The sequence below is a fragment of the Streptomyces sp. NPDC091682 genome (assembly GCF_044756625.1).
Lineage (GTDB): Bacteria > Actinomycetota > Actinomycetes > Streptomycetales > Streptomycetaceae > Streptomyces.
The window spans coordinates 300,304-326,502 of sequence record NZ_JBIVTH010000008.1 but is presented as its reverse complement, the minus strand read 5'-3'; the positions used below and the strand labels follow the sequence as shown (position 1 = coordinate 326,502).

General features: G+C 73.4%; 23 protein-coding genes and 1 tRNA gene. 11 read left to right on the top strand and 13 right to left on the bottom strand.

The genetic code is table 11. The features are described from left to right. Positions 1-88: 88 nt before the first annotated feature. Both ACIQK6_RS20915 and ACIQK6_RS20910 read left to right on the top strand, forming a co-directional pair. Positions 89-790 (top strand): bifunctional 4-hydroxy-2-oxoglutarate aldolase/2-dehydro-3-deoxy-phosphogluconate aldolase, encoded by a 702-nt coding sequence (locus ACIQK6_RS20915; protein ID WP_402695240.1) that lies wholly within the window; start codon positions 89-91, stop codon positions 788-790. Positions 791-792: 2 nt separating this feature from the next. Continuing rightward, positions 793-1,785, top strand: a complete 993-nt coding sequence (locus ACIQK6_RS20910; RefSeq protein WP_402695239.1) for a PfkB family carbohydrate kinase — start codon at positions 793-795, stop codon at positions 1,783-1,785. On the opposite strand, the gene ACIQK6_RS20905 is transcribed toward ACIQK6_RS20910, so the two are convergent. The 3 genes from ACIQK6_RS20905 to ACIQK6_RS20895 all read right to left on the bottom strand — a co-directional run bounded on the left by ACIQK6_RS20905 (position 1,782) and on the right by ACIQK6_RS20895 (position 5,009). Next, complete coding sequence (locus ACIQK6_RS20905) at positions 1,782-2,993, bottom strand: serpin family protein (protein WP_402695238.1); 1,212 nt, start codon at positions 2,991-2,993, stop codon at positions 1,782-1,784. The genes ACIQK6_RS20910 and ACIQK6_RS20905 overlap by 4 nt on opposite strands. 81 nt (positions 2,994-3,074) lie before the next feature. Beyond that, positions 3,075-4,400 carry a glycoside hydrolase family 18 protein gene (locus tag ACIQK6_RS20900; RefSeq protein ID WP_402695237.1) on the bottom strand — a complete coding sequence of 442 codons (1,326 nt, stop codon included), beginning with the start codon at positions 4,398-4,400 and terminating at the stop codon, positions 3,075-3,077. Between the two features lie 108 nt (positions 4,401-4,508). Next, a complete protein-coding gene (locus tag ACIQK6_RS20895; protein WP_402695236.1) occupies positions 4,509-5,009 on the bottom strand; it encodes a hypothetical protein in 501 nt (166 codons plus the stop codon). A gap of 427 nt (positions 5,010-5,436) precedes the next feature. On the opposite strand from ACIQK6_RS20895, the gene ACIQK6_RS20890 reads away from it, so the two are divergent. Further along, positions 5,437-5,510: transfer RNA gene (locus tag ACIQK6_RS20890), tRNA-Trp, on the top strand. Positions 5,511-5,597: 87 nt separating this feature from the next. Here ACIQK6_RS20890 and ACIQK6_RS20885 read toward each other — a convergent pair. The 5 genes from ACIQK6_RS20885 to ACIQK6_RS20865 form a co-directional block, all read right to left on the bottom strand. After that, positions 5,598-5,996, bottom strand: coding sequence for a VOC family protein (locus ACIQK6_RS20885; RefSeq protein ID WP_329095427.1), 399 nt, complete (start codon positions 5,994-5,996; stop codon positions 5,598-5,600). Positions 5,997-6,157: 161 nt separating this feature from the next. Next, positions 6,158-7,798: a N,N-dimethylformamidase beta subunit family domain-containing protein gene (locus ACIQK6_RS20880; RefSeq protein WP_329095426.1), complete on the bottom strand. Its 1,641-nt coding sequence runs from the start codon at positions 7,796-7,798 to the stop codon at positions 6,158-6,160. Between the two features lie 518 nt (positions 7,799-8,316). Continuing rightward, a complete protein-coding gene (locus tag ACIQK6_RS20875) occupies positions 8,317-10,134 on the bottom strand; it encodes a WG repeat-containing protein (protein ID WP_329095425.1) in 1,818 nt (605 codons plus the stop codon). A 185-nt stretch (positions 10,135-10,319) separates the two neighbouring features. Continuing rightward, the gene (locus ACIQK6_RS20870) at positions 10,320-11,051 is read right to left on the bottom strand and encodes a hypothetical protein (RefSeq protein WP_402695235.1); all 732 of its coding nucleotides are present in this window, start codon (positions 11,049-11,051) and stop codon (positions 10,320-10,322) included. A gap of 202 nt (positions 11,052-11,253) precedes the next feature. Next, positions 11,254-11,616, bottom strand: coding sequence for a hypothetical protein (locus tag ACIQK6_RS20865; RefSeq protein WP_402695234.1), 363 nt, complete (start codon positions 11,614-11,616; stop codon positions 11,254-11,256). A 524-nt stretch (positions 11,617-12,140) separates the two neighbouring features. On the opposite strand from ACIQK6_RS20865, the gene galT reads away from it, so the two are divergent. Both galT and galK read left to right on the top strand, forming a co-directional pair. Next, positions 12,141-13,184 (top strand): galactose-1-phosphate uridylyltransferase, encoded by a 1,044-nt coding sequence (gene galT / locus ACIQK6_RS20860; RefSeq protein ID WP_329095422.1) that lies wholly within the window; start codon positions 12,141-12,143, stop codon positions 13,182-13,184. Next, positions 13,181-14,341, top strand: coding sequence for a galactokinase (gene galK / locus ACIQK6_RS20855; protein WP_329095420.1), 1,161 nt, complete (start codon positions 13,181-13,183; stop codon positions 14,339-14,341). Before galT ends, galK begins: the two co-directional genes overlap by 4 nt. A 48-nt stretch (positions 14,342-14,389) precedes the next feature. Here galK and ACIQK6_RS20850 read toward each other — a convergent pair whose 3' ends face one another. Then, positions 14,390-14,671 carry a hypothetical protein gene (locus ACIQK6_RS20850; protein WP_329095419.1) on the bottom strand — a complete coding sequence of 94 codons (282 nt, stop codon included), beginning with the start codon at positions 14,669-14,671 and terminating at the stop codon, positions 14,390-14,392. Between the two features lie 174 nt (positions 14,672-14,845). Further along, on the bottom strand, positions 14,846-15,361 hold the full coding sequence (locus ACIQK6_RS20845) for an N-acetyltransferase (RefSeq protein ID WP_329095417.1): 516 nt from the start codon (positions 15,359-15,361) through the stop codon (positions 14,846-14,848). Positions 15,362-15,651: 290 nt separating this feature from the next. On the opposite strand from ACIQK6_RS20845, the gene ACIQK6_RS20840 reads away from it, so the two are divergent. Further along, positions 15,652-16,605, top strand: coding sequence for an aldo/keto reductase (locus tag ACIQK6_RS20840; RefSeq protein ID WP_329095415.1), 954 nt, complete (start codon positions 15,652-15,654; stop codon positions 16,603-16,605). A 229-nt stretch (positions 16,606-16,834) separates the two neighbouring features. Here ACIQK6_RS20840 and ACIQK6_RS20835 read toward each other — a convergent pair whose 3' ends face one another. Together ACIQK6_RS20835 and ACIQK6_RS20830 are read right to left on the bottom strand one after the other, a co-directional pair. Next, positions 16,835-17,707: an ABC transporter permease gene (locus tag ACIQK6_RS20835; protein ID WP_329095413.1), complete on the bottom strand. Its 873-nt coding sequence runs from the start codon at positions 17,705-17,707 to the stop codon at positions 16,835-16,837. Further along, positions 17,704-20,409: an alpha/beta fold hydrolase gene (locus tag ACIQK6_RS20830; RefSeq protein WP_329095411.1), complete on the bottom strand. Its 2,706-nt coding sequence runs from the start codon at positions 20,407-20,409 to the stop codon at positions 17,704-17,706. Before ACIQK6_RS20830 ends, ACIQK6_RS20835 begins: the two co-directional genes overlap by 4 nt. 174 nt (positions 20,410-20,583) lie before the next feature. Here ACIQK6_RS20830 and ACIQK6_RS20825 point away from each other — a divergent pair, with 174 nt between their 5' ends. Beyond that, entirely contained in the window at positions 20,584-22,116 is a 1,533-nt protein-coding gene (locus tag ACIQK6_RS20825; protein WP_402695233.1) for an ATP-dependent DNA ligase, read from the top strand. 337 nt (positions 22,117-22,453) lie between these two features. Here ACIQK6_RS20825 and ACIQK6_RS20820 read toward each other — a convergent pair whose 3' ends face one another. Next, a complete protein-coding gene (locus tag ACIQK6_RS20820; RefSeq protein WP_402695232.1) occupies positions 22,454-23,434 on the bottom strand; it encodes a CorA family divalent cation transporter in 981 nt (326 codons plus the stop codon). Positions 23,435-23,636: 202 nt separating this feature from the next. On the opposite strand from ACIQK6_RS20820, the gene ACIQK6_RS20815 reads away from it, so the two are divergent. The 4 genes from ACIQK6_RS20815 to ACIQK6_RS20800 all read left to right on the top strand — a co-directional run bounded on the left by ACIQK6_RS20815 (position 23,637) and on the right by ACIQK6_RS20800 (position 26,172). Then, positions 23,637-24,350 carry a helix-turn-helix domain-containing protein gene (locus ACIQK6_RS20815; protein ID WP_402695231.1) on the top strand — a complete coding sequence of 238 codons (714 nt, stop codon included), beginning with the start codon at positions 23,637-23,639 and terminating at the stop codon, positions 24,348-24,350. A 16-nt stretch (positions 24,351-24,366) separates the two neighbouring features. Continuing rightward, positions 24,367-24,528 carry a DUF6126 family protein gene (locus ACIQK6_RS20810; RefSeq protein ID WP_266607711.1) on the top strand — a complete coding sequence of 54 codons (162 nt, stop codon included), beginning with the start codon at positions 24,367-24,369 and terminating at the stop codon, positions 24,526-24,528. A gap of 70 nt (positions 24,529-24,598) precedes the next feature. Continuing rightward, the gene (locus ACIQK6_RS20805) at positions 24,599-25,681 is read left to right on the top strand and encodes a dihydrodipicolinate reductase (protein ID WP_329095400.1); all 1,083 of its coding nucleotides are present in this window, start codon (positions 24,599-24,601) and stop codon (positions 25,679-25,681) included. Then, positions 25,678-26,172, top strand: coding sequence for a carboxymuconolactone decarboxylase family protein (locus tag ACIQK6_RS20800; protein ID WP_329095396.1), 495 nt, complete (start codon positions 25,678-25,680; stop codon positions 26,170-26,172). Before ACIQK6_RS20805 ends, ACIQK6_RS20800 begins: the two co-directional genes overlap by 4 nt. Positions 26,173-26,199: the final 27 nt, after the last annotated feature.

Genomic DNA, 26,199 nt, shown 5'->3' with positions numbered 1-26,199 from the left:
AGTACGCCGTTCCACTACGTGGAACAAGCGGGGGAGTGAAGGGGAGGGTCCGTTGCCCGACAACCCGTCAGGCCACCCGTCAGGCCGCATGCCTGGCCATCCGTCAGACCACCTGTCCGGCCGACCGTCGGACGATCCGTCCGGCGACCCGTCGGGGCACCTCTACGCGGTGCTGGCGGCCCAGCGCGTGCTGCCCGTGCTGCGCAATGCCGATGCCGACGAGGCCGTCCGCCACACCACCGACCTGCTCGCCACCGGCTGCCGCGCGGTCGAGCTCACCACCTCCACCCCCGGCTGGGCGGCCGCCGTGACCCGCACCGCCGCGCTGAACGACGTCCACGGCCGTCCGGCGCTGATCGGCGTAGGCACGGTCACCACCACCGCACAGGCGGAGGCGGCCCTTGACGCGGGCGCCGCCTTCCTGATCTCCCCCTACCCCGCCCCCGCGGTCCGCGCGGTGGCCGTGCGCCGCGAAGCCGTCTTCATCGAGGGCGGGTTCACCCCCGGCGAGATCGCCGCCGCCGTCCGGGCCGCCGGAGCCGCCAAGGTGTTCCCGGCGCACGTCGGCGGCCCCGGGTTCGTGCGCTCCCTCCGGGCCGTCCTGCCCGGGGCGGTGATCGTTGCGACCGGCGGCATCCGGCCCGCAGAGGTACCGGACTGGCTCGCCGCCGGCGCGACGGCCGTCGGGATCGGCGACGGCCTGCCGTCCGACCCGGACGAACTCGCCGCCGTGTTCGCCGGCGCGGCCACGCCGTGCTGCGGATCCTGCGACACCGCTGCGGGGCACTGACCGTGGCCGCAGGAGCCGACCTGCACTACGACGTCCTCGTACTCGGCGAGGTCCTGGTCGAGATCCATGCGGGCACCGCCCTGCGCGGGGCCACCGACGGCACCCCGGCCCGCATCTCCTACTCCGGGGACGCCCTCAACGCGGCGGCCGCCGCGGCCGCGGCCGGCGCCCGTACCGCCCTGCTCGCCGTGGTCGGCGACGACGAGCTCAGCGTCCCGCTGCTGGACCGGGCCGCCGCACTCGGCGTGGACGTCTCCCACGTCCGCCGCGCCCCGCACCCCAACGGCGCCTACCTGCTCTCCGCCGACCCCGACGGCGACCGCGAGTTCGTCTACTGGCGCACCCACAGCGCCGGATCCACCCTGGGACCCGGGCACGTCGCATCCTGGCGGGACCTGCTGACCGGCTGCGGAGCGCTCGTCACCAGCGGCATCACCGGCGCCCTGTCGCCGAGCAGCCGCGCCGCCGTCCTGGCCGCGGCACGGTGGGTGCACGGGGCGGGCGGGCACGTGACGTACGACCCCAACTTCCGGTCCCGGCTGACCGGACCGGCCGAGGCCCGGCAGCTGCTGGCCGAGATCGCACCGCTGACCGGGCTGCTCAAGCTCTCGTGCCCCGCCGATGCGCGGGCCCTGGTGGGTACCGCCGACCCGTGCGCCGCCGCCGTCCGCTGCCGCGCGCTGGGTGCCCGCACGGTCGCGGTGACCGCGGGCGCCGACCGGCTGTTGCTGGACGACGGCACCCGGGCGGCGTACCTCCCCGTGCCGGTCGATCCCGAGCCGGTGGACGCGACCGGTGCGGGGGACTGCTTCACCGGCACCACCACCGCCCGGCTCGTCCTCGGGGACGCCCTCGCGGACGCCGTGGCGCACGGCGCGGCCGCCGCCTCCCTCTCGGTGTCGGGCCGCGGCGGCACCGGGCGCGTCCCCGCCTTCGGCGAGACGGCGGCGCTGGCCGTCGCCCACCGCCGGTCCGGCCGGGCGGCGGCGGGCTAGAAGTCGTCGGCGTCGGGCTCGGGCACATAGGCGTCGGGTTCGGCGACCCAGCCGGCCGCCAGCACCAGCCGCGAGGTCCGGTGGACTGCCAGGAACCCGAACGGCCTGTCGAAGTGCACCTCGGCCCGGCGGGCCCGGTACCTGGGTCGCGCCGGCGCCGCGCAGCCCACCAGGCCGAAGGCGGTGACGGCGGCGGCCTCGAAGCCTTCGGCATCGAACCGGGCCAGCGCGGTCTGCCGGGCCGAATCGACGGCCAGCGGCCGGGAGCTGACGCCGGGGAAGTGGCCGCGGTCCGTGTCGGTGGCGGTCTCCAGCCCGAACAGTCGGGCGTGGTCGAGGAGGTCGTGCTCCGACCGCACTTCGAAGGCCACCGTCTGGATGTCCAGCCGGGGTTCGGGGGAGTCGGCGGCCACCGTGCCGACCGCCAGTCCCGGACCGGGGCGCCCGTCGGGGAGCAGGCTCACCGCCGTGGCGGGGAGGGCCCTGGTGATGGCGGCGATCCCGGTGGTGAGCGTGCCGCCGGCCGGCTCCCCGGGCTCGCCCAGCACGAGGTGGACGTCCACGCCCGCCGCCCCGACGACCTCCAGCAGGGTGACCGCACCGGTGGGGCCGTGCGCCACCCGGACCCGGTCGAGCAGCGAGGTGCTGCGGTACAGCATGCGCACGCGGCGCCCGGCCCACGGGCCGGTGTGCGGCTCCCCGCCCCACTCGTCGAACGGCTGGATCCACCGCAGCCGCAGCGCGAGCGCGGAGGCCAGGACCATCAGGGTGTCCTCGTCCAAGGCCACCGGCATGCGCTCGATCAGCCCGTCCGTCCGGTCCGACGCCCATGCGTCGAGCGCCTCGGCGTCGGCGTCCGGGTCCCCGGTCAGCGTCCCCCGGGCGTCGGCCGGGAGCTTCGCCGACCAGTCCCCCTCCAGTGGGAGCCCGGCATCGGTCCACAGGCCGGTCGCCGTCCGAAGGCCCCGTACGCCGGCCAGGGCGGCCAGCAGCTCGCGGGCGGCCCGGCCCGCGGCATCGGCGGGTATGCCCAGGGCCTGCTCCAGTTCGGCGCGGGCCGGGCCGCCCGAGCCGTCCGCGAGCAGGGCGAGCAGCGGCCATAGCCCGGCCGCGGTGAACACGGTGCCCGTGTTCCCGTCCGGGACCTGCGCGGCCGCGGCCCAGCGCGTCGTGAGCCGATTGACCGCCCGTACCGTCGAGTTCCTCATGCGGGGGAGCGTACGTGGAGGGGCGCCGCCGGGCCGGATGGTTTTCCGCGGCCCGGCGGCGCCGGTCAGGGGCGGCCCGGATCAGCGGCCGCGCAGGCCCCGGTCGACGGCCGTCATCAGCTCGCCGTCCGCGGTGTCGGCGTCGAGGGACCAGAACATGGCACCGCCGAGGCCGTGTTCGCGGATGTAGCCGGTCTTGGCGCGCAGCACCTGGGGGTCGTCGTACGTCCACAGGGTGGTGCCGTCGAAGAGCCAGGCGTGGCCGTCGCGCCGGTCCCGGTGGATCGTGTAGGTGCCGGAGTCGGCCAGCTTCTTCAGCGCCTTGTAGTCCTCGTACCCGGCCGACCAGGTGGCCGGTGCCGGGCCCGTGGCGGGCTGCCCCATGCCGTCCCCGCCACCGCTGACGCCGGTCCAGCCCTGGCCGTAGAACGGCATGCCCATCACCAGCTTGTCCGCGGGCGCGCCGCGCCGGAGCCAGGCGTTCACGGTCCCGTCGACGCTGAAGTCGCCCCGGGCGCGCAGCGCGGACTGCTGGGCGGTCCTCGGCTCGCCGGAGACGTGGAAGTCGTAGCCCTGCAGGGTCACGAAGTCGAGGTCGCGCATGATCAGGCGGACGTCGAAGCCCGCGTCGATCTTGGCGGGGGCGGTCGGGACGAAAGCGGTCAGCTCGTACCCGGTCTTCCTCTTCTGGCTCCGCGCGTACGCGTCGAGCTGTGTCCGGAACTCCCTGACGAGCGCGGTGAAGTTCTGCTTGTCCTCGGGCCGGTACTTCGTGTCGGTGTCACCCGCGGAACCGGGCCACTCCCAGTCGAGGTCGATCCCGTCGAACACGCCGGCGGCCGCTCCGGCTCCGCCGCGGGCGCCGTCCTGGGGCAGGTTTCCCTTGATGTAGAGGTCGATGCAGGACTCGACGAAGGCCTTGCGGGAAGCCGGGGTGAGCGCGGCGTCCGAGAAGTGCGTGGACCAGCTCCAGCCGCCCAGCGAGATCAGCACCTTGAGGCCGGGGTGCCTGGCCTTGAGCTCGCGCAGCTGGTTGAAGTTGCCGGCCAGCGGCTGTTCCGCGGTGTCGGCCACCCCGTCGACGGAGTTCGCCGCGTCGAGCGGGCGCACGTAGTCGGCCCAGGCGTCGGCCTCGCCGGGCACGTTCCCGGTGAAGCACCTGCCCTGCGCACTGACGTTGCCGAACGCGTAGTTGATGTGGGTGAGCTTGCCGGCGGAGCCGTTCGCCTCCAGGTCCTGGACCTGGAAGTCCCGTCCGTAGACACCCCATTGGGTGAAGTAGCCGACCTTCTTGTACGGACGGTCGTGGCCGCCGTCGGCCTGCGCGGCGGCAGCGGGCGCGAAGGCGGTCAGCAGGGAGAGGGAGCAGGCGGCGACGGCGAGCCTGCCGAGCATGCTGCGGCGCATGGGCTTCCTTTGCGGATGCGGGGAGCGGGGTGTGTGCGCGTGCGCTGTGCATGCCGGAAACTATTGGTCTGGACCAGAGTGGTCAAGAGGGCGGCCGAAACCAGCCCGCTACGGGAGCGGCAGGCTCCACTGGCCGACGTCGTCGGCGAGGCCGGTGTTCAGGGCGAACTGAACCGCGGCCGGGTCGGCGTCCGCCGGGATCCGGAAGGTGATGAAGCCCTCCGCCGTGCCGCCCGGATCGAGGTCGACGGTCTCGGGGAAGGCCGGCCCGGCGGTGGTGGGGACGTCGTCGCCGGTGTATCGCCGCCCGGCGGAGTCCAGCAGGTGCGCGGCCGGCGCGGGGGAGTCCTGGTAGCCGGCGGTCCCGGTGTTCTCCAGGCGGAAGCGGGTCGCGACGAGCCGGTCGCTCCCGGCGGGCTCCGGCCCGGCGGGGGGCGCCGGGTCCACCACCTGCGTCAAGGTGACGTCGAGCCGCTGGCCGGGCCCTTTCCCGGAGAGGGAGATCGTTTCGCCCGAGCCGCCCGGGGCCGTGCCCAGCAGGACGGGTGCGAGGAGCGCGAGCGCGAGGAGCGAGCCCCGCACCCGCCCCGGGCGACGACTTCGGGGCATGACGGAACCTCCCGCTCCACGGGTCCCCTCACCACGATCCTCCCGACCCCGCGGTCCCGCCACCCACGCCGTCGGTGTCGTCGGTGTCGTCGGAAGGGAGGAGACGAAGGCGCGCCGCCGCCAGGCGCTCCGCGTAGTCCGCCGCGAAGATTTCGGGGAGGGCCGTATCCAGCGTTCCGGCGGTCCGGTGGATGGGACCCACACCGCCTCGTCCGCCACGGGGCGGCTGAGGTGCGTCATCTGCACCGTGCGTCATCTGCACCCCTCCAGCCGGTCCGACAGGACCAGGGCCTCGTCCCGGGTGAGTTCGATGGTGATCGGCGCGTGGTCCACCGTCAGAAAACACTCCGGGGAAGGACTCGCACCCGGTCGAGCGGGGAATTGATTGGATCTCCGGGCTCGTTCGTGTCATGGTTGGTCCCATCGAAGGGGTGTAGCTCAGCTGGTCAGAGCGCCGGTCTCCAAAACCGAAGGCCGCAGGTTCGAATCCTGCCGCCCCTGCAACACCGACGGCACGCCCGTCGAGAACGCCCGGCCGGGAGCACCGCTCCCGGCCGGGCGTCGCCGTTTCCCCGAACCGGCCGAGGGTTACTCGGCGTCCGGCTCCTGGTAGCCGTACGGACGCGTGATGATCTCCATCCCGTGGCCGCTCGGATCCGTGAAGTAGACCCCGCGGCCGCCGTCGTTGTGGTTGATCTCGCCGGGGTGCCGGCCGTGCGGGTCGGCGAAGTACGGGACCCCCGCCGACTTGATCTTCTCGAAGGCCGCGTCGAACTCCACCTCCGAGAGGAGGAAGGCGTAGTGCTGCACGGTGATCGACTCGGCCGGGATGGTCGCGAAGTCCAGGGTGACGCCGTTCGCGGTGTCCACGGGGATGAAGGGTCCCCACTCGGTCCCGACCTCCAGGCCGAGAACGTGGCCCAGGAAGGTGGCGGACTCCCGATTGTCACGGGAATGGATGATCGTGTGGTTCAGATGGACGGACATGAGTGAATGCCTCCGACGGGCACGTCACGGCGCCTCCATGCCTCACCCAGTCGGTGACCGACACGCGATGCCGTGATCACGATCCTAAACACCCCGCTCGGGCGAAGTCCACCCTCGTCGACCCGGCCCCCACCCGCTGCCCGGCCGCGCCCCTCGGATCGCTAACTCCCGTACACCGCCTTGACGTTGTCCTGTGCCGGGTGGGCCCGGCCGGCCGGGCCCACCGCGAACACCCGCAGGAGGTTCTCCGTCACCCGGGTGGTCAGCGCTCCCGAGCGCGCGTCCAGGCCGTGGTTGCGTCCGCTGCGGCCGTCGCCGGTCGCGTCCAGGGCCTCCACCCACCGCATCGTGCCGGTCGCGAACACCCCCGCCCCGCTCGCCACCGTGTAGTAGGCCGTGTCCTGGTGGCTGGGCCGCCCCTCGCACACCACGGGGGAGTGGGCCAGGATCTCGATCGGCCGGGGCGTCGGGAACCCGGTGTCGACCTTGTCGTACTCGACCCCCACCAGGTGCTCGAAGCGGTCGCCCGCCCGCGCCCCGGTGCCCTCGAAGAGCCAGTGTCCGGGATTGGTCACCACGTACGGGGCGTCCACCGGATAGCCGTCGTAGATCACGCCGAGCAGCGAGCTCTCCGGGTCCGCGCCGGGCGCGGAGCGGAAGTCCACCGTTGCGGGCTGGCCGCGCTTGAACCCCGGGTCCTGCTCGTAGGACGACTTGTAACAGACCAGCGTGCGGTCCGGCCCCAGGTCGGAGGGCTCCAGCCGGATCCGGCGGTAGCAGCAGTTCGCACCCAGGACCGCGATGTTGGTACCGGCGTCGCGGGCGGCCGTGACGTGGGCCCGCTGCTCCGGCGACCAGTACTCGTCGTGCCCGAGCGAGAGCACCGCCGCCGCCCCCTCCAGGAGCCGCTTCTCCCGGGCCACGTCGGTGGTGGTCGTGTAGGCGAGGGGTATGCCGAGCCGCTCGGCCAGCGCGATCAGCGGGGCCTCGTAGACCAGGAACAGGCCCGCGCCGTCGTCGTACTCGTACGGCCGGTCGAAGCTCACGGCGAGCGAGCGGGAGGCGAAGCCACCGCTGGGGCCGTCGTAGCTGCCGTAGCCGCCCCACCGGTTGTACGCCTGCCAGGTGGCCACCGCGTTGACCACGACCGTGCGGCCCGCGGTCACCGCGGACCGCACGGTGAGGGGCACGAACCGCCGGCCCTCGCCGCCCTGCGCGTCCAGCCGCAGCAGATAGCTGCCCTCCGGCCAGTCCTTCGTCTCGACCGTGGCGGTACGGGTCCACCGGGTGCGGACCATCCTGGTCCCGGCGTCCACCGTGTGCTCCGGCTGCCGGACCCCGGGCAGGGCCTCGGAGCGCCACACCAGCCGCGCCCGGGCCCCGCCGTACCAGCCCATCCGGTAGGCGGAGACGGTGAACCGGGGTGCGGTCGTCGACACGTGCAGCCCGAAGGACTCGCCGGGCAGGACGCTGACCTTGTCCGTGAACCCCTCGATGGCCCGCGCCGGGCCGGCCTTCTCCACCGGCCAGTCGGCATGGCCCGGGCGGGCGTTCTCGGCCTTGACGTCGAGACCCCGCGCCGCGGCGACCGACGGCCTCTTGCCCGGTTCGGCGGACTCCGACGCCGCCCCGGACTTCGGCCCCGACCCGGATCCGCCGGCACTGTCTCCGCTGTCGTTCGCGCAACCGGCCAGGGCGCCGAACCCCGCAGCCGTGGCCGCCCCCGTCGCGATCGCGAGGAACCGCCGCCTGCCTGCGTCTTCGCCGTCCGAGCCGGGCCCGGCCGAGTACATCTGGTGCATGGAGGGCACGTTATGTGATGCTCTGGCCTCCGCTTCCATCGGCCTGCTCGAGGGGCACCCCGGGGCTGACCTGCCCCCCCCGAGACGTACGCCACCGGGCACGGTCGGATGGCTGTGCCAGCTGCTCGAACCGGTCCACGCCGATCGCCGTGCACGGGCGCCCGATCCGTTCTGCGCTCCGCCCCCGGACAGTCCGGGCCCCCATGGCCGAATCGGCGTTCTGACAGAGAGGGGCCGGACTGTGTTCAGCTGCTTGCCGGCACCTGGCGGGCGTCGCCGGCCTGGTGCCGCATCGCCGGTATGCCCCCGAGTACTTGGGAGAGAACATGCCTCGTACCACCCGATCGGCGGCGGTCGTCGCAGCCACCACCGTCGCTCTCGCCGCCGCTCTGACCGGGCTCCGTGAGCAGGGGTGGCGCCACCCGTCAGGGTCCGGAGGTTGACGGAGCAGGAGGGGCGGGAGTTCACGGCCACCACCCGACCCACCGCGCCGGTACGGCCGGTGGCTACGGCTACGGCTACGGCGACGGCTGGGCGTCTTCGGCGGACGGCGCGACGGCGGCGAGCCAGAGCTGGATCTCCATGTCCCCGTCGCCGACCAGGCAGTACGACTGCAGGACCAGTTGCTGCGTGCCGACCCGCCACACCGTGGACGACTCGCCGTCGCCGGAGCGCAGGCACAGCTCGACTCCCGGGAGCGGGTCGCCGAAGCGGGCGGTGAGCCGGCCGATGACGTCGTGCTCGATCTCACCGAAGCGTTCGGACGTCCAGTCCTGGAGGAAGGAGAAGTCGTGTTGGTGCTCGGCGTAGAGGAAGGTCCGGGCGACCACGCTCATCGCGCCGAACGAGGTGCCGTCGGCGTCCGGGTCGTCCTCGGGCTCGGCGGGCTCGTACGGGTCCTCCCTGTCGTCGAAGATCAGCGAGCAGGGTTCGAAGGGGCGGGGCTCGGCAGCGAGCAGCTCGCCCGCGAGGTCGGCGACGTCCCGTTCCGGGGCACCGGGGTACACCAGGTACGAGTGCGCCTCTTGGCAGTGGGCGGGCTCCACGGACGCGAACGTGCCCTCGGCCGCGGTGGATTCCCAGAGGATCGTCCCGGCCCGGTTCACCAGGCGTAGGGCGCCGCCGTCAGCGGTGGCCTCGACCCGGCAGACGTCCGTGCCGTCGCGGTCCACGTGGGCGACCCCGCCGCCGCGGGTGACGAACGCGGCGAGTCCGGTCCCGAAGCCGAATCCGAGGACCCAGCCCTCTTCGTCGGTGAGGGGCTCTAGATGGTGGACCGGGACGAACCGTCCGTCTGAGCGAAGGACCCCCCACGCCCGCCCGCAGGGGCGGTCGGCGGCACGATCTTCGTCGGGGGCGCCCTCGGGGGCGTCCTCGGGGGCGTCATCGTCCATGGGTTCGAGGTAATGGGCCACTGCGGCTCCGGCGGCGTCGAAGTCCTCGGCCCACTCGTACTCCCGCTCGATGACCTCCTCACCGGCGGCGTCGAGGTAGCCGTGCGCGTAGCCGTTGTCGATTCGCACCAGTCCGCACCGGAAGTCCTCGGACATCCGGTCGTTCGCCTTGATCACCACCTCGCCGCGGCCGTTCAGGAAGCCGCGGAAGTGGTTGCCGACGGTACCGCCCAGGACGTGGGCGAGGCCGTTTGCGTGGAAGGCGTTGAGCATCCGGAAGGACGGTTCGACGATCCACTCCCCCTTCTCGTCGATCAGGCCCCACAGGCCGCCCACCCGCACGGGCGCCGCGCCGTCGGGGCCGAAGGGCCTCGCCCCGTCGAACCGCGGCTCGACGACCGTACGGCCCGCGCGGTCGATGTAGCCGCAGCGCCCGCTGTCGGCCATCCGCACGCCGGCGAGCCCGTTCGGCGCGAACCACCCCGCCGCGGCGTACTGCGGGCGGATCACGAAGCGGCCCGTGGTGTCGATGTAGCCCGTCCCGTCCTCGGTGCGGGCGGCGGCCAGGCCGTGGCGGAACACGTGGGCCTCCGTCAGCGTCGCCGGTATGACCGGCGTTCCGTCCGTCCCGGCGTAGCCCCAGCGGCCGTCCTCCGCCCGGAACCGGGAGAGCCCGTCGGCCTCGAACGTTTCGGTGTAGGGAAGCGCCGGTTCGGCCAGCCACGCACCGTCGTGGTCGAGGTAGCCGCACCGGCCCTCCAGGTCGGCGGCGGGGGCGACGAACCCGCCCCGGCCGTCCGGGTGGAACGCCCCGACCGCGCTCAACTCCGGCGCCCGAACCAGCCGCCCGTCGGCGCCGACGAGGGCGTACCGCGCCCCTGAACCTGCCGATTCCGCGCAGGGGACGACGTACGGCGGCCGGGGGGCGGTGCTGGACGGCATGGTGCGGCTCCTCGCGCGGGGCCGAGGCAGCGTCACCGACTGCGCGGCCCGGGGATGATCAGGAGCGGCCCATGCTAGAGCGCCCCTCCGACAACGCGTCCCGCGCCGAGTAGGGCCGCGTACCACCCGACAGCAGGGCCGGGAGCGTCGGCGGGGATGACGGGCGCCGAGGCTGGCGCCGCGGCTCAGCCCACCGCGTCCCAGGCCCTCATGGGACCGTCCAGCCAGGCGGGTGGCAGCTCGGCGGCCTCCCACTCCTCCCGCAGGGCGGCCGCGGGCGTGGCGAGCCGCTCCAGCACGGCGATGCTGGTGGCGGAGTGCAGGAGGGAGTAGCGGCCGTGGATGGCGGTGGCACTGCCGGGCCCGTACTCCACGTACAACCGCTCCAGACGGGCCCGGTGCGCTGCGGCGAATTCCGCAAGCCGGCCCGCGTACCGGGCCCTCTGTCGGGGGGTCATCGTGGCGAGGACGGCACGGAGCACCTCCTCGGTGACCTCGGGGTCGAGGTCGGAGACGGCGGTGAAGGTGAGGTAGAGGGGGGTGACGGCCGCCTTCGCCTGTTCCACCTCCATGCGCCCGACCGGTGGCCGGGCGGCCGCGGCGGTGCTCGGTCCGTCGCGGTCGACGGTTCGCCGCAGTGCCCGTTCGGCGATCCCCCCGAGCTCCTCGGCGACGGCACGGGCACCGTCCAGCCAGCCCGACTCGTACGGCTCGCCCTTGTCCCCGGGGACGGACCCCCCGAGTGCGCCGACCTCCTCGCACGCGCCGGCCAGGGCGCCCGCCTCGACCAGGGCGATCAGGCCCTGCGCATCGTCGGCGGAGACCCCCGCCCGACCGAGCAGCTGGAGCAGCGTCCTCTTCGCGTTCAGAACGCTGACCGAGTCCAGCACCTGCCGGTTCTCCTCGGCGGCATGCATCGGATCCTCCTCGTACCAGGGGCCAGCGGTGCGGAGCGCACCTCTTGACGGTTCAACGTGAAATGGGGCCACTGTGATCCCTGAGGATGCCCGGCTGCTCCACGACTGCATCCGTTCAGCGGAACGAGCACCTCGACCGCCTTGAGCGCCCTCAGCACCCCGTGACCAGGGCCGGCCCGGTCCCCTTTGCTGCGGGGGCGGGTCAGCTCAGGACGAGCGGGGACCTCACCGCCACCTCGCGCAGTTCGGTCCGCCGTGCGTCGGTGGGCGCGCTGCGACCGGTGCCGACCAGGAGCGCGTTCCGGTCGGTGAACGACGGGGGGAACGCCGCCCCGGCGATCCGCTCCAGCAGGGCGTCGGAGCGGGCCGGGCTCTCGTTCGGCGGCCGGGTCCGCGCGTCCGGGAGGTGGGCGATCAGGTCGAGGTGGTGCAGCGTCCGCTCCAGGACGTACGCGCCGAGGCAGTCGCCCACGGCGATCTCGGCGACCGTCGTGCGCAACGCCGTCCAGGAACGGGTGAAGAGGTCCACACCGGCACCGTAGTGCGGGTCCGCCGCGGCGGACAAGCGCGGTCTCCCGGTCCTGCCGGCCGTGTCCCCGTCACCCGGTGCCACCAGCGCCGAGCCCTTCGGGGACCGGTGCCGAATCCAGGCCGTTCCGGCCCGCACCGCTTGATGCGGATCCAGGCCGTTCCGGCCCGCACCGCTTGATGCGGATCCGGGCCGCCGCGGCCCCGAACGGCGTGCACGCATTGACGTTCCCGCCGGTGACCGCGGACGCGAGGGGCCGGCCGCGGGCGTCGCGACCGTCGCGGACGGGGCGACCACCGACCTGCGGTGCGGACGCGCCCTCGAGCGGACCGTCAGGTGCGGGAGCAACCCCGCCGGGTGCCGGGGGCCGGTCTCCGGGCCCGGGCCCGCAGCACGCGCCCCACGGCCCCACGCCCCCAGACCCCCGTGGCACGACCCGGCGGACGGGAACGAGATCATCGTTCTCGAACTGGAGCGCCCCGGCACCGTCCTGCCGTTGCGCGACCAGCCCGACCCCGGCCGCACCACGGTCGTCACCCCGTAGTGAGAGAGTTCCTTCCGTGAAGCGCACGAGCACCCGCCTCGCCGACGGCCGCGAGATCCTCTATTACGACACCGGCGACGGCGCCGCACGCGCCGTCCCCGACACGCGTCCGCTCGACGCGTCCGCCACCGCGAGCAGCTCCGAGGTACGGCGCGATCCGCTGCTCGGCGACCGGGTCGTCATCGCCTCCCACCGGCAGGGCCGCACCTACCACCCGCCCGCCGACGCCTGCCCGCTGTGCCCCTCCACCGAGGGCCGCGCGAGCGAGATCCCGGCGCCCGACTACGAGGTGGCCGTGTTCGAGAACCGCTTCCCCTCCCTCGCCGGCGACACCGGTCGCTGCGAGGTCATCTGCTTCACCCCCGACCACCTGACCTCCTTCGCCGACCTCGACGAGGAACGCGCCGCGCTCGTCCTCGCCGCCTGGAGCGACCGCACCGCCGAACTCTCCGTCCGCGAGGGCGTCCGGCAGGTCTACTGCTTCGAGAACCGCGGCACCGAGATCGGCGTCACCCTCGGGCATCCGCACGGCCAGATCTACGCCTTCCCCTTCGTCACCCCGCGCACCACCCGGATGCTCGCCACCGTCGCCGCCCACCGCGAACGCACCGGCGGCAACCTCTTCGAGGAGGTCCTGGCCGCCGAGCGCGCCGAAGGCACCCGCGTCGTCCTCGAAACGGAGCACTGGACCGCCTTCGTGCCCTACGCGGCGCGCTGGCCGTACGAGGTCCACCTCTACCCGCGCCACCGCGTCCCCGACCTGCCCGCCCTCGGCGACGGGGCCCGCGCCGAGTTCCCCGGGGTCTACCTGGAGCTCCTGCGCCGCTTCGACCGGCTCTTCGACCGGCCCGAGCCGACCCCGTACATCTCCGCCTGGCACCAGGCGCCGGCCGGCGAGGGCCGGGCCGACTTCGCGCTCCACCTGGAGCTCTTCACGATCCGTCGGACGGCGGACAAACTGAAGTACCTGGCCGGGACCGAATCCGGCATGGAGGCCTACATGAACGACGTCCGGCCCGAGGACGCGGCCGCGCGGCTGCGGGAGGTGGCGAGCGCGTGACCCGGTCGACACAGGACGGTTTCCAACAGCTGTACGGGTACCCGCCCGAGGGGGTCTGGGCGGCCCCGGGCCGGGTCAACCTGATCGGCGAACACACCGACTACAACGACGGCTTCGTCCTGCCCTTCGCCCTCCCGCAGCGCACCGAGGTGGCCGCGGCCCGGCGCACCGACCGGATCCTGCGGGTCCATTCCACCGAGGTCCCCTCCGGCACGGTTAGCCTCGATCTCGCAGATCTCGACCCGGCGCGCCCGCCGCAGGGCGCCGCGAGCTGGGCCGCCTACCCCGCCGGGGTCGCCTGGGCCCTGTGGGACGCCGGACTTCCGGTCGGCGGCGCCGATCTGCACGTACGGTCCGACGTACCGACCGGCGCCGGCCTGTCCTCCTCCGCCGCCCTGGAAGTGGCCACCGCGCTGGCCCTCACCGACCTGTACGGGATCCCGCTCACCCGCCCCGAACTGGCCGCACTCGCCCGGCGCGCCGAGAACGCGTACGTCGGTGTCCCCTGCGGGATCATGGACCAGACGGCCTCGGCCTGCGCCACCGGGGGGCACGCCCTCCACCTGGACACCCGCAGCCTCGACCAGCGCCACATCCCCTTCGATTGCGCGGCGGCCGGCCTGCGCCTCCTCGTCATCGACACCCGGGTCAAGCACGCACTCTCCGACGGGGCCTACACCGAGCGCCGGGCCTCCTGCCACCGCGCGGCCGCGGCCCTGGGCCTGCCCGCCCTGCGCGACCTCCCGCACGAGGAGCTGGAGCAGGCCCTGGCCCGCCTGGAGGACCCGGTCGGGCGCAGGCGCGTCCGGCACGTCGTGACCGAGAACCAGCGGGTCCTGCGCGTCGAGGAACTGCTGCGCGCGGGCCGACTGCGCGAGACGGGACCCCTACTGACGGAAGGCCATCGCTCGCTGCGCGACGACTACGAGGTGTCCTGCCCGGAGCTGGACCTGGCGGTTTCCACGGCGGACGCGGCGGGTGCCTACGGCTCCCGGATGACGGGCGGCGGCTTCGGTGGCTCGGCACTGTCCCTGATCGACGCGGACGCCGAGCGGTCGGTGACCCGGGCCGTGACGGACGCCTTCCGCCGCGCGGGCTTCACCCCGCCCCGCATCACGACGGCAGCACCGTCCCCGGGCGCCACCCGCCTCGTCTAGAGCCCGTTGTGAAAGGTGGCTGGAGATGCGGTCGTCGCGGGGTGTCGTTCAGAGGCTGCGGATGGCCCCGGCCAGGTCGGATCCGTAGGAGGCCCAGCAGATCACTGAGCCGTCAGCGTCGAGCTGACCCATGAACCACTCACCGCCGTCCCGCACGAGGCACAGTTCGTGGAACGCAAGAATCACATCGGGTTGGAGCAGCTCGTGGTCGTCCCGACCGGCGACCTCGACGGCAACGAGCCGATCCGAGGAGAGCGGGGCAGCGCTCGGGTCTCCGGAAAGAGCGCGTACGTGTTCGATCGTCCATCCGGCGGGGAGTCCTGAGTTCACCGGCGCATGGTCTCAACAGGGTGCCCGTCACGGCCACTCGTTGAGGATGGCGACCGGCCCGGTTGATCCCCCCGTGGCAGCAGCGGCCCCAACCGGGCCCACTGGCCGTTCGCCAGGTCTCCGCCCCCCCCGCAACCGCGCCGGGCCGGATCCCACTTCGCTGCGGCGTCGGCGTCAGACGTTGCCGAACGGCTCCGGGTAGACGAATTCACCTTGTACGGACGGATCGTAGGCGGACAGGGTGCGGATCTGGAACAGGTGCTCCCAGGCCAGTTCCTCGCCGACGATTCCGAAGTCAGTGCTCGGTCGGAAGCCGAACCGCCCAAAGAAGTCGGGGTCACCGAGGACAACGACCATCGGGGCGTCGAGGGCGTCCGCCGCAGCGAGAGCGGCGTGGACCAGGGCCGTTCCGCAACCGCGCCGGCGATGCTCGCCGTGAACACCGAGCAGGCTGAGATTGGGTACTCGGACGGTACCGATTCGGCCCCGGGTGCACAGAGCATGGCCGATGATCGCGCCGTCCACGTCCTCGGCCACCAGGGAGAGCGCCGGGATCCAGTCCTCACCCTGCTGCAATGCGTCCCGCAGCATCACCTCCACCGGCTCCTCCTCGTACGGCTCGTAGGAGGAAGCGATCGTCACCGCACGGACAGCGGCCAGGTCGGCGGGGGATTCTCGTCTGATCAACATCTGGGCAGTGTGCCCGCCTGCCGGCCCGGCGTGCTTCGGGTCGGGCTGACTCCCGCCCCGGTCGGGACGGGGAACTCCGGTCGGAACGCGGCCGCGACCGGTGCGGCGACGCCGTGATCCGTGCGGCCGAATGACCGGGGGCGGGCCGGACGGCCGGCGGGGGACGGGGCCCGCACGTGTCACACGGCGTTCACGGCCCGCTGCCGGGATTCCGGTCCGGCGCGCCGGCCGGACGCCTAGACTGGACGCCCAGTTGATCATGTACTCGTCGAGTCGGAGGAACGAAACGCATGCGCTATCTCCCCCTGGGCAGTTCCGGACTCCAGGTCTCCGCCGTCGGTCTCGGCTGCAACAACTTCGGTGGCCGACTGGACGCCCAGGCCACCCGCGCCGTCGTCGACGCCGCCCTGGACGCGGGCATCACCCTGCTGGACACCGCCGACATCTACGGCGGTGCCGGCGGCTCCGAGGTCCACCTCGGGCAGGCCCTCAAGGGCCGTCGCGACCAGGTCGTCCTCGCCACCAAGTTCGGCTACGACGGCGTGGACATGAAGTACGGACCCGCCGCCGGCTCCCGAGGCGGCCGCGCCTACATCCGGCGTGCCGTCGAGGAGTCCCTGCGCCGCCTCGACACCGACCACATCGACCTCTTCCAGCTGCACAGCCCCGACCCGGCCACCCCGATCGCCGAGACCCTGGCCGCGCTCACCGAGCTCGTCGCCGAAGGCAAGGTCCGGTACATCGGCCACTCCAACCTCACCGGCTGGCAGCTCGCCGAAGCCGCCCACGTCGCCCGCGAGACCGGCGCGGTCCCCTTCGTATCGGCGCAGAACGAGTGGTCGCTGCTGGAGCGGTCGGTCGAGCGGGAGCTGGTCCCGGCCGCCCTCCACTACGGCGTCGGAGTGCTCCCGTACTTCCCGCTCGCCAACGGCCTGCTGACCGGCAAGATCCGCAGGGGTGCGCCCGTACCAGCCGGCTCCCGGCTCGAAGGCCGCGACTCGTACCTCACCGAGGAGCGCCTCGACGTCGTCGAAGCGCTGGCCGCGCTCGCCGAGAAGCACGACCGGACCGTCCTCGAACTCGCCATCGGCTGGCTCTCCGCCCGGCCCGGCTGTGCCTCCGTCATCGCGGGAGCCACCTCCGCCGAGCAGGTACGCGCCAATGCGGCCGTCGCCGACCGCCCGCTGGACGCCGAACTGCTGGCCGCGATCGCTGCGATCCCGGGGGCGCGGGGGCCCGAGTGACCGCCCGGACGGGTGCCCCCGTCAGGACGTCCACCTCGCCGGTGTCCGGCGAGTAGGAGGCGCCGACGACGGCCAAGGCGCCCTTCTCCACGGAGGGCGCCCGCTCACCCGGCGCGCGTTGCCCCCCATCGGGCGGGCGAACGCGGCCGCATCGCCACGGACGGCCCACGGCCCACGGCCCGGAAGTCCCCGGGCTGCGGGCCGTGGGCCGTGGGCCGTCCGTGGCGCATCAGGACACGATGTCCTTGCGGGAGAACCCGCGGAAGGCGAGTGCGAACAGCACCAGCGCGTACGACGCCGACACCACCGCTCCCTTGACCATCCCGCCCCACTCGAGCTGGGGCTGCAGCGCGTCCGCCCACGCGAACTGCCAGTGCGCCGGCAGGAACTCCCGCCACGACCCGAGGGCCGTCACGGCGTCCAGCACATTGCCGACGATCGTCAGCCCGACCGCCCCGCCCACCGCGCCCAGCGGGGCGTCCGTCCGCGTCGACAGCCAGAACGCCAGCCCCGCCGTCACCAGCTGCGAGACGAAGACGAAGGCCACGGCCAGCGCGAGCCGCGGCACGGTGTCCCCGGCCGCCAGCGCCCCGCCCGCCGGGAGCTTCAGCGGCCCCCACCCGTACGCGGCCGTGCCCGCCGCCAGCGCCACCACCGGCAGCAGCACCATCGCCGCCAGGCTGAAGCCCAGCGCCACCACCAACTTGCTCCACAGCAGCCGGGCCCGGGGTACCGGCGAGGCCAGCAGGTAGCGGAGCGAGGACCAGCTCGCCTCCGAGGCCACGGTGTCCCCGCAGAACAGCGCCACCGGCACCACCAGCAGGAAGCCGGCCGAGACGAACAGGCAGGTCGCGGCGAAGTTCGCGCCCGAGGCCGTGGCCGTGTCGATCAGGGTGATGCGGCCGTTCCCGCCGCCCCGGCTGCCCGGCCCGCCGCCCACCGCGAACGCGATCATCAAGATGACGGGCAGCGCGGCCAGCACCCCGCCCATCACCAGCGTCCGCCGCCGGCGCCACTGCCGCAGCGCCTCCACGCGCAGCGGCAGCGTACGGCTCGCCCGGTAGCCGGGAGCCACCTCCCGCGCCGTCGTCGCCGTACTCACGCCGCACCTCCGATCAGGGTGAGGAACGCGTCCTCCAGTCGCCGGTGCGGTCCCACTCCGCTCACCGGTACCTCCAGCCGTACGAGTTCGGCGATCAGCCCCGCGGCCGTCGCGCCTTCGAGCCGTACGAGCAGCCCGTCATCGGCGGCCACCACGGAACCCACTCCCTCCAGCGCCGCCACCTTCTCGACGCTCACCTCGTCCACCGGCTCCGCCAGCGTCACCAGGAGCGTGTCCCCGCCGCCGGTGATCTCGGAGACCTCGCCCGCCGCGACCCGCTGCCCGCGGTCCATGACCACCAGGTGGGTACAGGACTGTTCCACCTCCGACAGGAGGTGGCTGGAGACGATGACCGTCCGCCCGCCCGCGGCGTAGCGGATCATCACGTCGCGCATCTCCCGGATCTGCGGCGGGTCCAAACCGTTCGTCGGCTCGTCGAGGATCAGCAGGTCCGGCATGCCGAGCATGGCCTGCGCGATCGCCAGGCGCTGGCGCATGCCCTGCGAGTACGTGCGCACCGCGCGCTCCAGCGCGTCGCCGAGCCCGGCGATCTCCAGGGCCTCCGCCATGTGCGAGTCCTCGGCCGGGCGGCCGGTGGCCCGCCAGTACAGCTCCAGATTGGCGCGGCCCGTCAGGTGCGGGAGGAATCCGGCGCCCTCCACGAAGGCCCCGACCCGGGACAGCACGGGCGCCCCGGCCCGTACCGCGTGCCCGAACACCCGGATCTCCCCGGCGTCCGGCGAGATCAGCCCCATCAGCATCCGCAGGGTGGTGGTCTTCCCGGCGCCGTTGGGCCCGAGCAGTCCCAGCACCTGCCCCTTCTCGACGCGGAAGGACAGGTCCCGCACCGCGTACCGGTCCTGCGCCTTCGCGTAGCGCTTCGTCAGCCCGGTGATCTCCAGGGGTACGTCGGCCAGTGCAGGGTCCGGCTGCGAGGCGCCCGGCCCCGACCCGCCGGCGCCCCGGCCGGTCCGTCGGATCCCGAGCAGCGCCGCGGCCAGGGCCACCGCGCCCAGTGGCAGCCACCAGATCCAGGCGGGCAGCCCGGCCGCGGCCGTCCGCACATCCGCGGCGACGGGCACGGTAAGCGGGCCCTGCACGGCGACGGTGTAGGTGGCCGGGGCAGCCGGGGTCGCGTAGCCGAGGTCGGTCGCGGCGATCACCAGCCGCAGCCGGTGTCCGGCCTCGACGGAGTGGTCGATCGCGGGCAGCCGCAGCCGCACGGTGGCGCCCTCCTGCGCGTTCTCCACCCGCACGGGGGCGACCAGCTGGCTCGGCAGCACCTGCTGACGGCCGTCGGGCCCCACGTCGTACACCTTGCCGAACAGCACGGCCGAGCCGTCCGCGGCACTCGACCTCACCTTGAGGGTGAGGGTCGGTGCACCAGTGATCGTCACGTCCTCGGCCAGCGGCGCCGACTCGAACCGGGCGTTCTGCCCGGGGAAGTCCAGCGAGAGCCCGGCCCCGAAGGCGGCGAGCTGCCCGCCGATGCCCGGGAGCGAGGACAGGGCGGGGGGCGCGCCGCCCGCCGGATTGGCGAAGGTCTGCTCCGGGCCCGTCAGGACGAACTCCCGAGGGCCGGATTCCAGCCCGGGATACCGGTCGCCGGTCGCGCCGCGCAGGGTGACCGTGCCGTCGGTGGAGTCGATGCCCCCGGAGCGCGTGACCCGGAACGCCGGGCCGGTGTCGGCGGCCCCGTCCCCCTTGAGGTGGCGGTCGAACCAGGCCGCCACCCGGGCCTCGACCCGGTCGGCCTCGCGCATCCCGGCGTCGTGCCCGCCCGCGGCCCAGTCCACGGAGACGGGCGCGCCGTTCGCCGCGATGGCCTCGGCCATGGCATCGGCCTGGTCCAGCGGGAAGAGGGAGTCGTCCTGGCCCTGCACGATCAGGGTCGGCACCTTGATCCGGTCGCCGACGGCCGACGGACTGCGTTGCTCCAGCAGGGTGCGGGCCTCGGCATCGGGCTTGCCCGCCACCGCGACGCGTTCGTACATCGCGCAGACCTCGGGCTGGAACCGTCCGCAGCCGGGCGCCGCCGAGGGGTCCGGCCGCGGACCGGGCACGGCGCGCTGCAGCCCGTCGGTCGACCCGCTGGTGAAGAAGATGCCGGACCAGAGCTTCTTGAACACGCCGTTCGGGAAGAGGGCGTCGGCGAGGTTCCAGTAGGTGATCTGCGGGGCGATCGCGTCGACCCGCGGGTCGTGACCGGCCGCCAGCAGCGAGACCGCGCCGCCGTAGGAGGCCCCGGAGACGCCGACGCGCGGATCGCCGGCCGCGTCGAGCTTCACCTCGGGCCGGGCCGCGAGCCAGTCGATGAGCCGGGAGACGTCCTTGACCTCGTACGCGGGGTCGTTCAAGCCGATCCGGCCCTCGGAGCGGCCGAAGCCGCGCGCCGACCAGGTCAGGACGGCGTACCCGTCCCGGGCGAGGCGCTCGGCCTGCTCGCGGACATCGTCCTTGCTGCCGCCGAAACCGTGCCCGAGCAGGACGGCGGGACGTCTTTCCGCACCGCCGCCCGCCGTGAAGTAGGAGGTGTCGATCCCGGCGCCGGGCATGTTCACGACCTGGTCCTGGCGGTGCACGGCGGGTTCGTCACCGGTCGCGGACGCGGCCGTCCACGTACCGGCCCCCGCCACGACCGCGAGCGCGGCGGCGCCCGCGAGCAGACGGTCTCGGCGGCGCCGGGGCATTCGGAGCTTCATATGGGCACCCTAAGGGCCCTTTCCCCGGGCTCCGAGCACCCACAGGCGGAACCGTCCACCTTCTCGAGGAGTAGGTCGGGCCCCGCGCGTACCGCAATTGCGGTACGCGCCCCCGGCCTGCTGCCGACTGGGTACCGACCTGCGCGGTGCGTCCGCGGGCGGGAGGATGGCCGCATGCTGCTGGCCGACGTCGCGCGCGTGTCCCGGGAGGTCGCCGACGCCTCCGCCCGGTCCCGCAAGAGCGCACTGCTCGCCGAACTCTTCGCCGCCGCGCCCCCCGAGGAGGCCGGCCTGGTCATCTCCTACCTCTCCGGGCGCCTCCCGCAGGGCCGCCCCGGCATCGGCTGGCGGACGCTCGGCCAGGACGTCGCACCGGCGGCGGAACCCGTCCTGACCGTCCGTGACGTCGACACCGCGGTCGGCGAACTGGCCGCGGTGTCGGGCACCGGGTCCGTGCAGCGGCGCGGCCGGATTTTTGGCGACCTGCTGGGCCGGGCCACCGGGGCCGAGCAGGCGTTCCTGCGCGCCCTGCTGTCCGGCGAGGTGCGCCAGGGCGCGCTCGACGCGGTGGCCCTGGAAGGGGTGGCCGCGGCCTCCGGCGTACCGGCCGCCGCGCTACGCCGGGCGGTGATGCTGGACGGCTCGCTGCCCCGGGTGGCGGCAGCCGTACTGGCCGAAGGCGCGCAGGCACTGCGCACGGTCACGCTGCGCGTGGGACAGCCCGTCCAGCCGATGCTGGCCGGCACGGCGAAGTCGGTCGCCGAGGCACTGGAGGTGCTCGGGCCGTGCGCGGTGGAGGAGAAGCTGGACGGGATCCGGGTCCAGGTCCACCGCGACGGCGACGACGTACGGATCTACACGCGCTCCCTGGACGAGATCACGGGACGGCTGCCCGAGGTGGCGGAACTGGCCCGGTCGCTGCCGGGGGAGCGGTTCATCCTCGACGGGGAGGTCATCGGACGGGCGGCGGACGGCCGCCCCGTCCCCTTCCAGGAGATCGCGAGCCGGGTCGGCTCCCGGGTCGACGTGGACGCCGCCCGGCGCACGCTCCCGGTCGCCCCCTACTTCTTCGACGTCCTGGCCGTGGGCGAGGACGTCCTGCTCGACCTGCCGGTGCGCGAGCGGTACGCGGCCCTGACCGCGCTCGTTCCCGAGGGCGCCAGGGTCCGCCGCCTCGCCGTCGAGGACCCGGGGGAGCAGGGCGCCCGGGCCGAGGAGTTCTGGGCCGAGACCTTGCGCCGGGGCCACGAGGGGGTCGTCGTCAAGTCACTGGACTCGTCCTACGCCGCCGGCCGGCGCGGCAAACACTGGCTCAAGGTGAAACCGGTGCACACCCTCGACCTGGTGGTCCTCGCCGCGGAATGGGGCCACGGGCGGCGCACCGGCCTGCTCTCCAACCTGCACCTGGGGGCGCCCACCGGCGACGGGTCGTACGCCATGCTCGGCAAGACCTTCAAGGGGCTCACCGACGAGATGCTGCGCTGGCAGACGCAGCGGCTGCGCGAGTTGGCGGTCGAGGACGACGGCTTCACCGTCCGGGTCCGCCCGGAACTGGTCGTGGAGATCGCCTACGACGGCCTCCAGCGCTCCTCCCGCTACCCGGCCGGAGTGACCCTCCGCTTCGCCCGCGTCCTGCGCCACCGCCCGGACAAGCCGGCGGCCGAGGCGGACACGGTGGCTACGGTCCTGGCGGCGCACTCCCGCTAGTGCTGTGGCCGGAAAGGTTCACCGGCTCACGACGCCCGGTACGGCACCTCGCCGCGTTGTCGGACCGCGCAAGTACGTCCAGTACGAGCCGCGGCCTTCCGCCTTGCGATGCACCGCACCGAACGCCGCGAACCGGCAAACCTTTCCGGCCACAGCACTAGTACAGGTGGATCGGTAGCGACCCGTGGGGACGCGAGGTCATCGGGCCCGGGCAGCGGTGCTGAAGTCGGCCCGGCCGCCCCGCGGACGGGTGGGACCCCGGCCCGCCCGTCCGGCACTCGCCACCGAATGAGCACCACGGTCGTGCACCGGCGCCGGAAACGGCGCCCCGGTACGGCTACTCGTCGTCGGGATCGCTGTCGTCCTCGCGCAGCATCCGCCACAGGCGGGTGCGGTGGAGGACGTAGAGGGCCACGAGCAGGAAGACCACCTGGAGGCCCACGGCGAGCAGCCAGAAGACGGCTCCGCTCTCCAGCTCGTCGGTCAGGTAGGCGAAGTTCATGCCGAAGAACCCTGTCAGGAAGGTCAGCGGCAGGAAGATCGTCGACACCACCGCCAGGCGGTTGATCACGCCGTTCTGGTCGCCGGACACCAGGGAGGAGTAGCTGCCGAAGGCCCGGCGGGCGGTCTCCTGGAGGGACTCGATGTCCGCGAGCACCAGGTTCGCGGTGCGCCGGTACTCGCGGACGAGCTGCTGGCGTTCCTGGTGGAAGCCGCGGTTCATCACCCGGCGCGTGACGCTCTCCTCCGCCACCCGGTGGTAGGGGAGGAGGGTGTGGTGCAGCAGGGCCGCGGTGCGCCGCAGTCGGGACAGGCGGTAGAGCTGTTCGGGCCCGCGCCGCCGGAACATGGCGTCCTCCAGGTCCTCCACCTCCAGCAGGGCCTGGACGGCGGCCCGGCGGTAGGTCTCCATGGCCTCGTCCAGCAGCAGGAACAGCATGGCCACGGAGTCCGGCGGGCTCTCGAGCGGGAATCGGGCGGTGACGTTCCCGATCAGGGGAGCCGACCCCCGGTGCACGGTGACGAGGTACCGCTCGGTCACCAGGGCGTGGACATGGATGACCCGGTCCACGTCGACCGCGGGCACGACGAACGCGCCGCTCTCCCCGAAGATCTCCGCCCGGGCGGATTCCCCCTTCCGCCCGAGCCACGCCAGGTCCTCGGCCTCCAGACCGAGCAGGCGGGCGAGCGGGGGTTCGTCGGGTGCGCCGTCCTCGGGCAGTTCCACGTCCACGAACAGGAAGCGGGACGTGGCGAGACGCGCGCGGGCCTCCGACACGTGCCCGCAGGTCAGGGTGCCCTCCGGCATGGACAGCATCGATACGATCATCGTCCCTCGCCGTAGGTCATCCGGTGCCGTGGCTCCCAGCCTGTACGGCGCGGGACCCCGCGCAACCGTGGTGACGCATTCGCCCGGCAGCGGGCCCTCGAACAGGTGAGGTCGGGCCGCGCGACAGCAGCGCCTTGCCTCAGAGGCAAGATGGTTTGCCAGACAGGCAAGACTCTGGCTCAATCGGTGTATGACACCCGGATCCGACACCGGCCCCGAAGGCGCGGCCGGTCCCGACGAACCGGCGGACGAGCTGCCCGCCGTCGCCCCGCAGCTACGGGACCTGCGCCGTCGTGCCGGGCTCACCCTGGAGGCCGCCGCCGCACGGGCCCGACTCTCGCCCGCCCACCTGTCCCGCCTGGAGACCGGCCGGCGCCAGCCCTCGTTGCCGCTCCTGCTCGGACTTGCCCGCACCTACGGTACGACCGTCTCCGAGTTGCTCGGCGAGACCCCTGCGGTAGCCGATCCCATCGTACGGGCCGGCGGTCCGGGCGCCCGCGAGGCCGACGGCTGGACGTACTGGCAGGCTGGCGGCTCCGGTCGGGGGATGCAGGCCCTGCGCGTGCACGTGCCCCACGGTCGCAGCCAGGGCGAGCTGGTCCGCGTACATCCCGGCGAGGAGTGGCTGTACGTCCTGGAAGGGCGGCTGCGGCTGCACCTGGGCGAGGCCGAGCACCTGCTGGAGCCCGGGGACAGCGCGCACTTCGACTCGCTCACTCCGCACCGGATCGGCGCGGCCTCCGCGGGTGGGGCCGACCTGCTCTTCGTCCACACGCTGCTGCAGAGCAGCCTGGCCGGACTCTGCCTCGGCGGCGCCACCAAGACCGCGCCCACGAACCCGATCGCGAACCCGCCCGCGACCCCGCCCACGCGCGCCACGCCCCCGACCACGCACCACCGATAGCCGAGGAGCCGTACCCATGTCCCAAGCCGAGAAGCCCGCGCCCGCGACCCTACGGGCCCGCTTCGAGTCCAAGTTCCCGCGCGGCCTGATCATCCGGCTGATCGCCTACTTGTTCGTCGGTCACCTCTTCGCCTTCTTCGTCTACCTCCTCTTCGTCCTGGGAGGCCAGAACCAGTAGCCGCAGAAGGCGGACGAGTTCGGGCCGCGCGACTCTGGCAACGTACGGGACCTGTGGCTACCCTCCGCGCATGATTTCCACGGTTGTCTGGGGTACCGGCAACGTGGGCCGTCTGGCGATCCGTGCCGTCGAGGCCCATCCCGCGCTCCAACTCTGCGCAGTCATCGTCCACGATCCGGCCAAGGTCGGCCGCGACGCGGGAGAACTCGGCGGGCTCGACCACCCGTTGGGGGTCGAGGCCACCGACGACGTCGAGGCCGTACTCGCCGCCCGCCCCCGGGCCGTGGTGTACGCCGCGTCCGGAGACGTCCGGCCCGACGGGGCGCTCGCCGACATCACCCGCGCCGTCCGCTCCGGCGCGGTCGTCGTCAGCCCGGCCCTCTACCCGCTCTACGACCACCGGAACGCCCCGCCCGAGTTCCGCGACCCGGTGCTCGCCGCCGTCGCGGAGGGCGGCGGCTCGCTCTTCGCCTCCGGCGTCGACCCCGGATGGGGCAACGACGTGCTCCCGCTCCTGCTCAGCGGGCTCGGCACCACCATCGACGTCATCCGGTGCCAGGAGATATTCGACTACTCCACCTACGACCAGCCGGACTCCGTCCGTCACCTCGTGGGCATGGGGCAGCCCATGGACCACGAGCCGATGATGCTCATGCCCTCGATCCCCACCATGGTGTGGGGCGGGCAGATACGGATGATGGCCCGGGCGCTCGGGGTCGAACTCGACGAGATCCGCGAGACGTCGGACCGCCGTGCGCTCGAGGCCACGGTGACCACCCGGACCATGGGCGAGTTCGAGGCCGGCACCCAGGGCGCGATCCGCTTCGAGGTGCAGGGCATCGTCGAGGGCGAGCCCCGCATCGTCATCGAGCACGTCACCCGCATCCACCCCTCGTGCGCACCTGACTGGCCCGTGCCGCCCGCCGGCGGCGACGGCGCCCACCGGGTCGTCATCGAGGGCCGCCCGCGCATCGAGGTCACCGTCGAGGCCACGGACGAGGGCGAGAACCGCTCGGCGGGCGGCAACGCCACCGCCGTCGGCCGCCTCGTCGGTGCCATCGACTGGCTCGTAGGGGCCGAACCCGGCCTTTACGACGCCCTCGACGTCCCGCTGCGCCCCGCCATCGGCAGACTCGGAAGGAAACAGTCATGAGGATCGACGTCCCTGAAGGCCAGCACCCGATCGAGTACGTGTGGGGCGACCTGGTGCCCGGCATCGGCATGGCCGCCGCGAACTTCTCCCTGTCGGTGTACGCCCACACCACCCTGGGCCTGCGCGAGTTCGAGGCGGCCCGGCTGCGCGTCGCGCAGATCAACGGGTGCGTCTTCTGTCTGGACTGGCGCACCGAGCGGGACGGGGAGAAGGTCGAGGAGGAGTTCTCCGAGGCGGTCACCGCGTGGCGCACGACCGACGCGTTCGACGAGCGCACCCGGCTGGCGGCGGAGTACGCCGAGCGGTACACCCTCGACCACCACGGGCTCGACGAGGAGTTCTGGGAGCGGATGACCGCGCACTACAGCCAGCTGGAGATCGTGGAGCTGACGATGAGCATCGGGTCATGGCTGGCCTTCGGCCGGCTCAACCACGTGCTGGGCCTGGACAGCGTGTGCATGTTGCCGGGTCAGCCGACTCCCCGGCCCTGAGAGGGCGTCCGCCCCGCCGTCCACCCC

Coding starts and splice junctions, on each gene's coding strand:
- ACIQK6_RS20915 (WP_402695240.1), top strand. CDS start 89: ATGCCTGGCCATCCGTCAGACCACCTGTCCGGCCGACCGTCGGACGAT.
- ACIQK6_RS20905 (WP_402695238.1), bottom strand. CDS start 2,993: ATGAGGAACTCGACGGTACGGGCGGTCAATCGGCTCACGACGCGCTGG.
- ACIQK6_RS20900 (WP_402695237.1), bottom strand. CDS start 4,400: ATGCGCCGCAGCATGCTCGGCAGGCTCGCCGTCGCCGCCTGCTCCCTC.
- ACIQK6_RS20895 (WP_402695236.1), bottom strand. CDS start 5,009: ATGCCCCGAAGTCGTCGCCCGGGGCGGGTGCGGGGCTCGCTCCTCGCG.
- ACIQK6_RS20885 (WP_329095427.1), bottom strand. CDS start 5,996: ATGTCCGTCCATCTGAACCACACGATCATCCATTCCCGTGACAATCGG.
- ACIQK6_RS20880 (WP_329095426.1), bottom strand. CDS start 7,798: ATGCACCAGATGTACTCGGCCGGGCCCGGCTCGGACGGCGAAGACGCA.
- ACIQK6_RS20875 (WP_329095425.1), bottom strand. CDS start 10,134: ATGCCGTCCAGCACCGCCCCCCGGCCGCCGTACGTCGTCCCCTGCGCG.
- ACIQK6_RS20870 (WP_402695235.1), bottom strand. CDS start 11,051: ATGCATGCCGCCGAGGAGAACCGGCAGGTGCTGGACTCGGTCAGCGTT.
- ACIQK6_RS20845 (WP_329095417.1), bottom strand. CDS start 15,361: ATGTTGATCAGACGAGAATCCCCCGCCGACCTGGCCGCTGTCCGTGCG.
- ACIQK6_RS20840 (WP_329095415.1), top strand. CDS start 15,652: ATGCGCTATCTCCCCCTGGGCAGTTCCGGACTCCAGGTCTCCGCCGTC.
- ACIQK6_RS20830 (WP_329095411.1), bottom strand. CDS start 20,409: ATGAAGCTCCGAATGCCCCGGCGCCGCCGAGACCGTCTGCTCGCGGGC.
- ACIQK6_RS20825 (WP_402695233.1), top strand. CDS start 20,584: ATGCTGCTGGCCGACGTCGCGCGCGTGTCCCGGGAGGTCGCCGACGCC.
- ACIQK6_RS20820 (WP_402695232.1), bottom strand. CDS start 23,434: ATGCTGTCCATGCCGGAGGGCACCCTGACCTGCGGGCACGTGTCGGAG.
- ACIQK6_RS20815 (WP_402695231.1), top strand. CDS start 23,637: ATGACACCCGGATCCGACACCGGCCCCGAAGGCGCGGCCGGTCCCGAC.
- ACIQK6_RS20810 (WP_266607711.1), top strand. CDS start 24,367: ATGTCCCAAGCCGAGAAGCCCGCGCCCGCGACCCTACGGGCCCGCTTC.
- ACIQK6_RS20805 (WP_329095400.1), top strand. CDS start 24,599: ATGATTTCCACGGTTGTCTGGGGTACCGGCAACGTGGGCCGTCTGGCG.
- ACIQK6_RS20800 (WP_329095396.1), top strand. CDS start 25,678: ATGAGGATCGACGTCCCTGAAGGCCAGCACCCGATCGAGTACGTGTGG.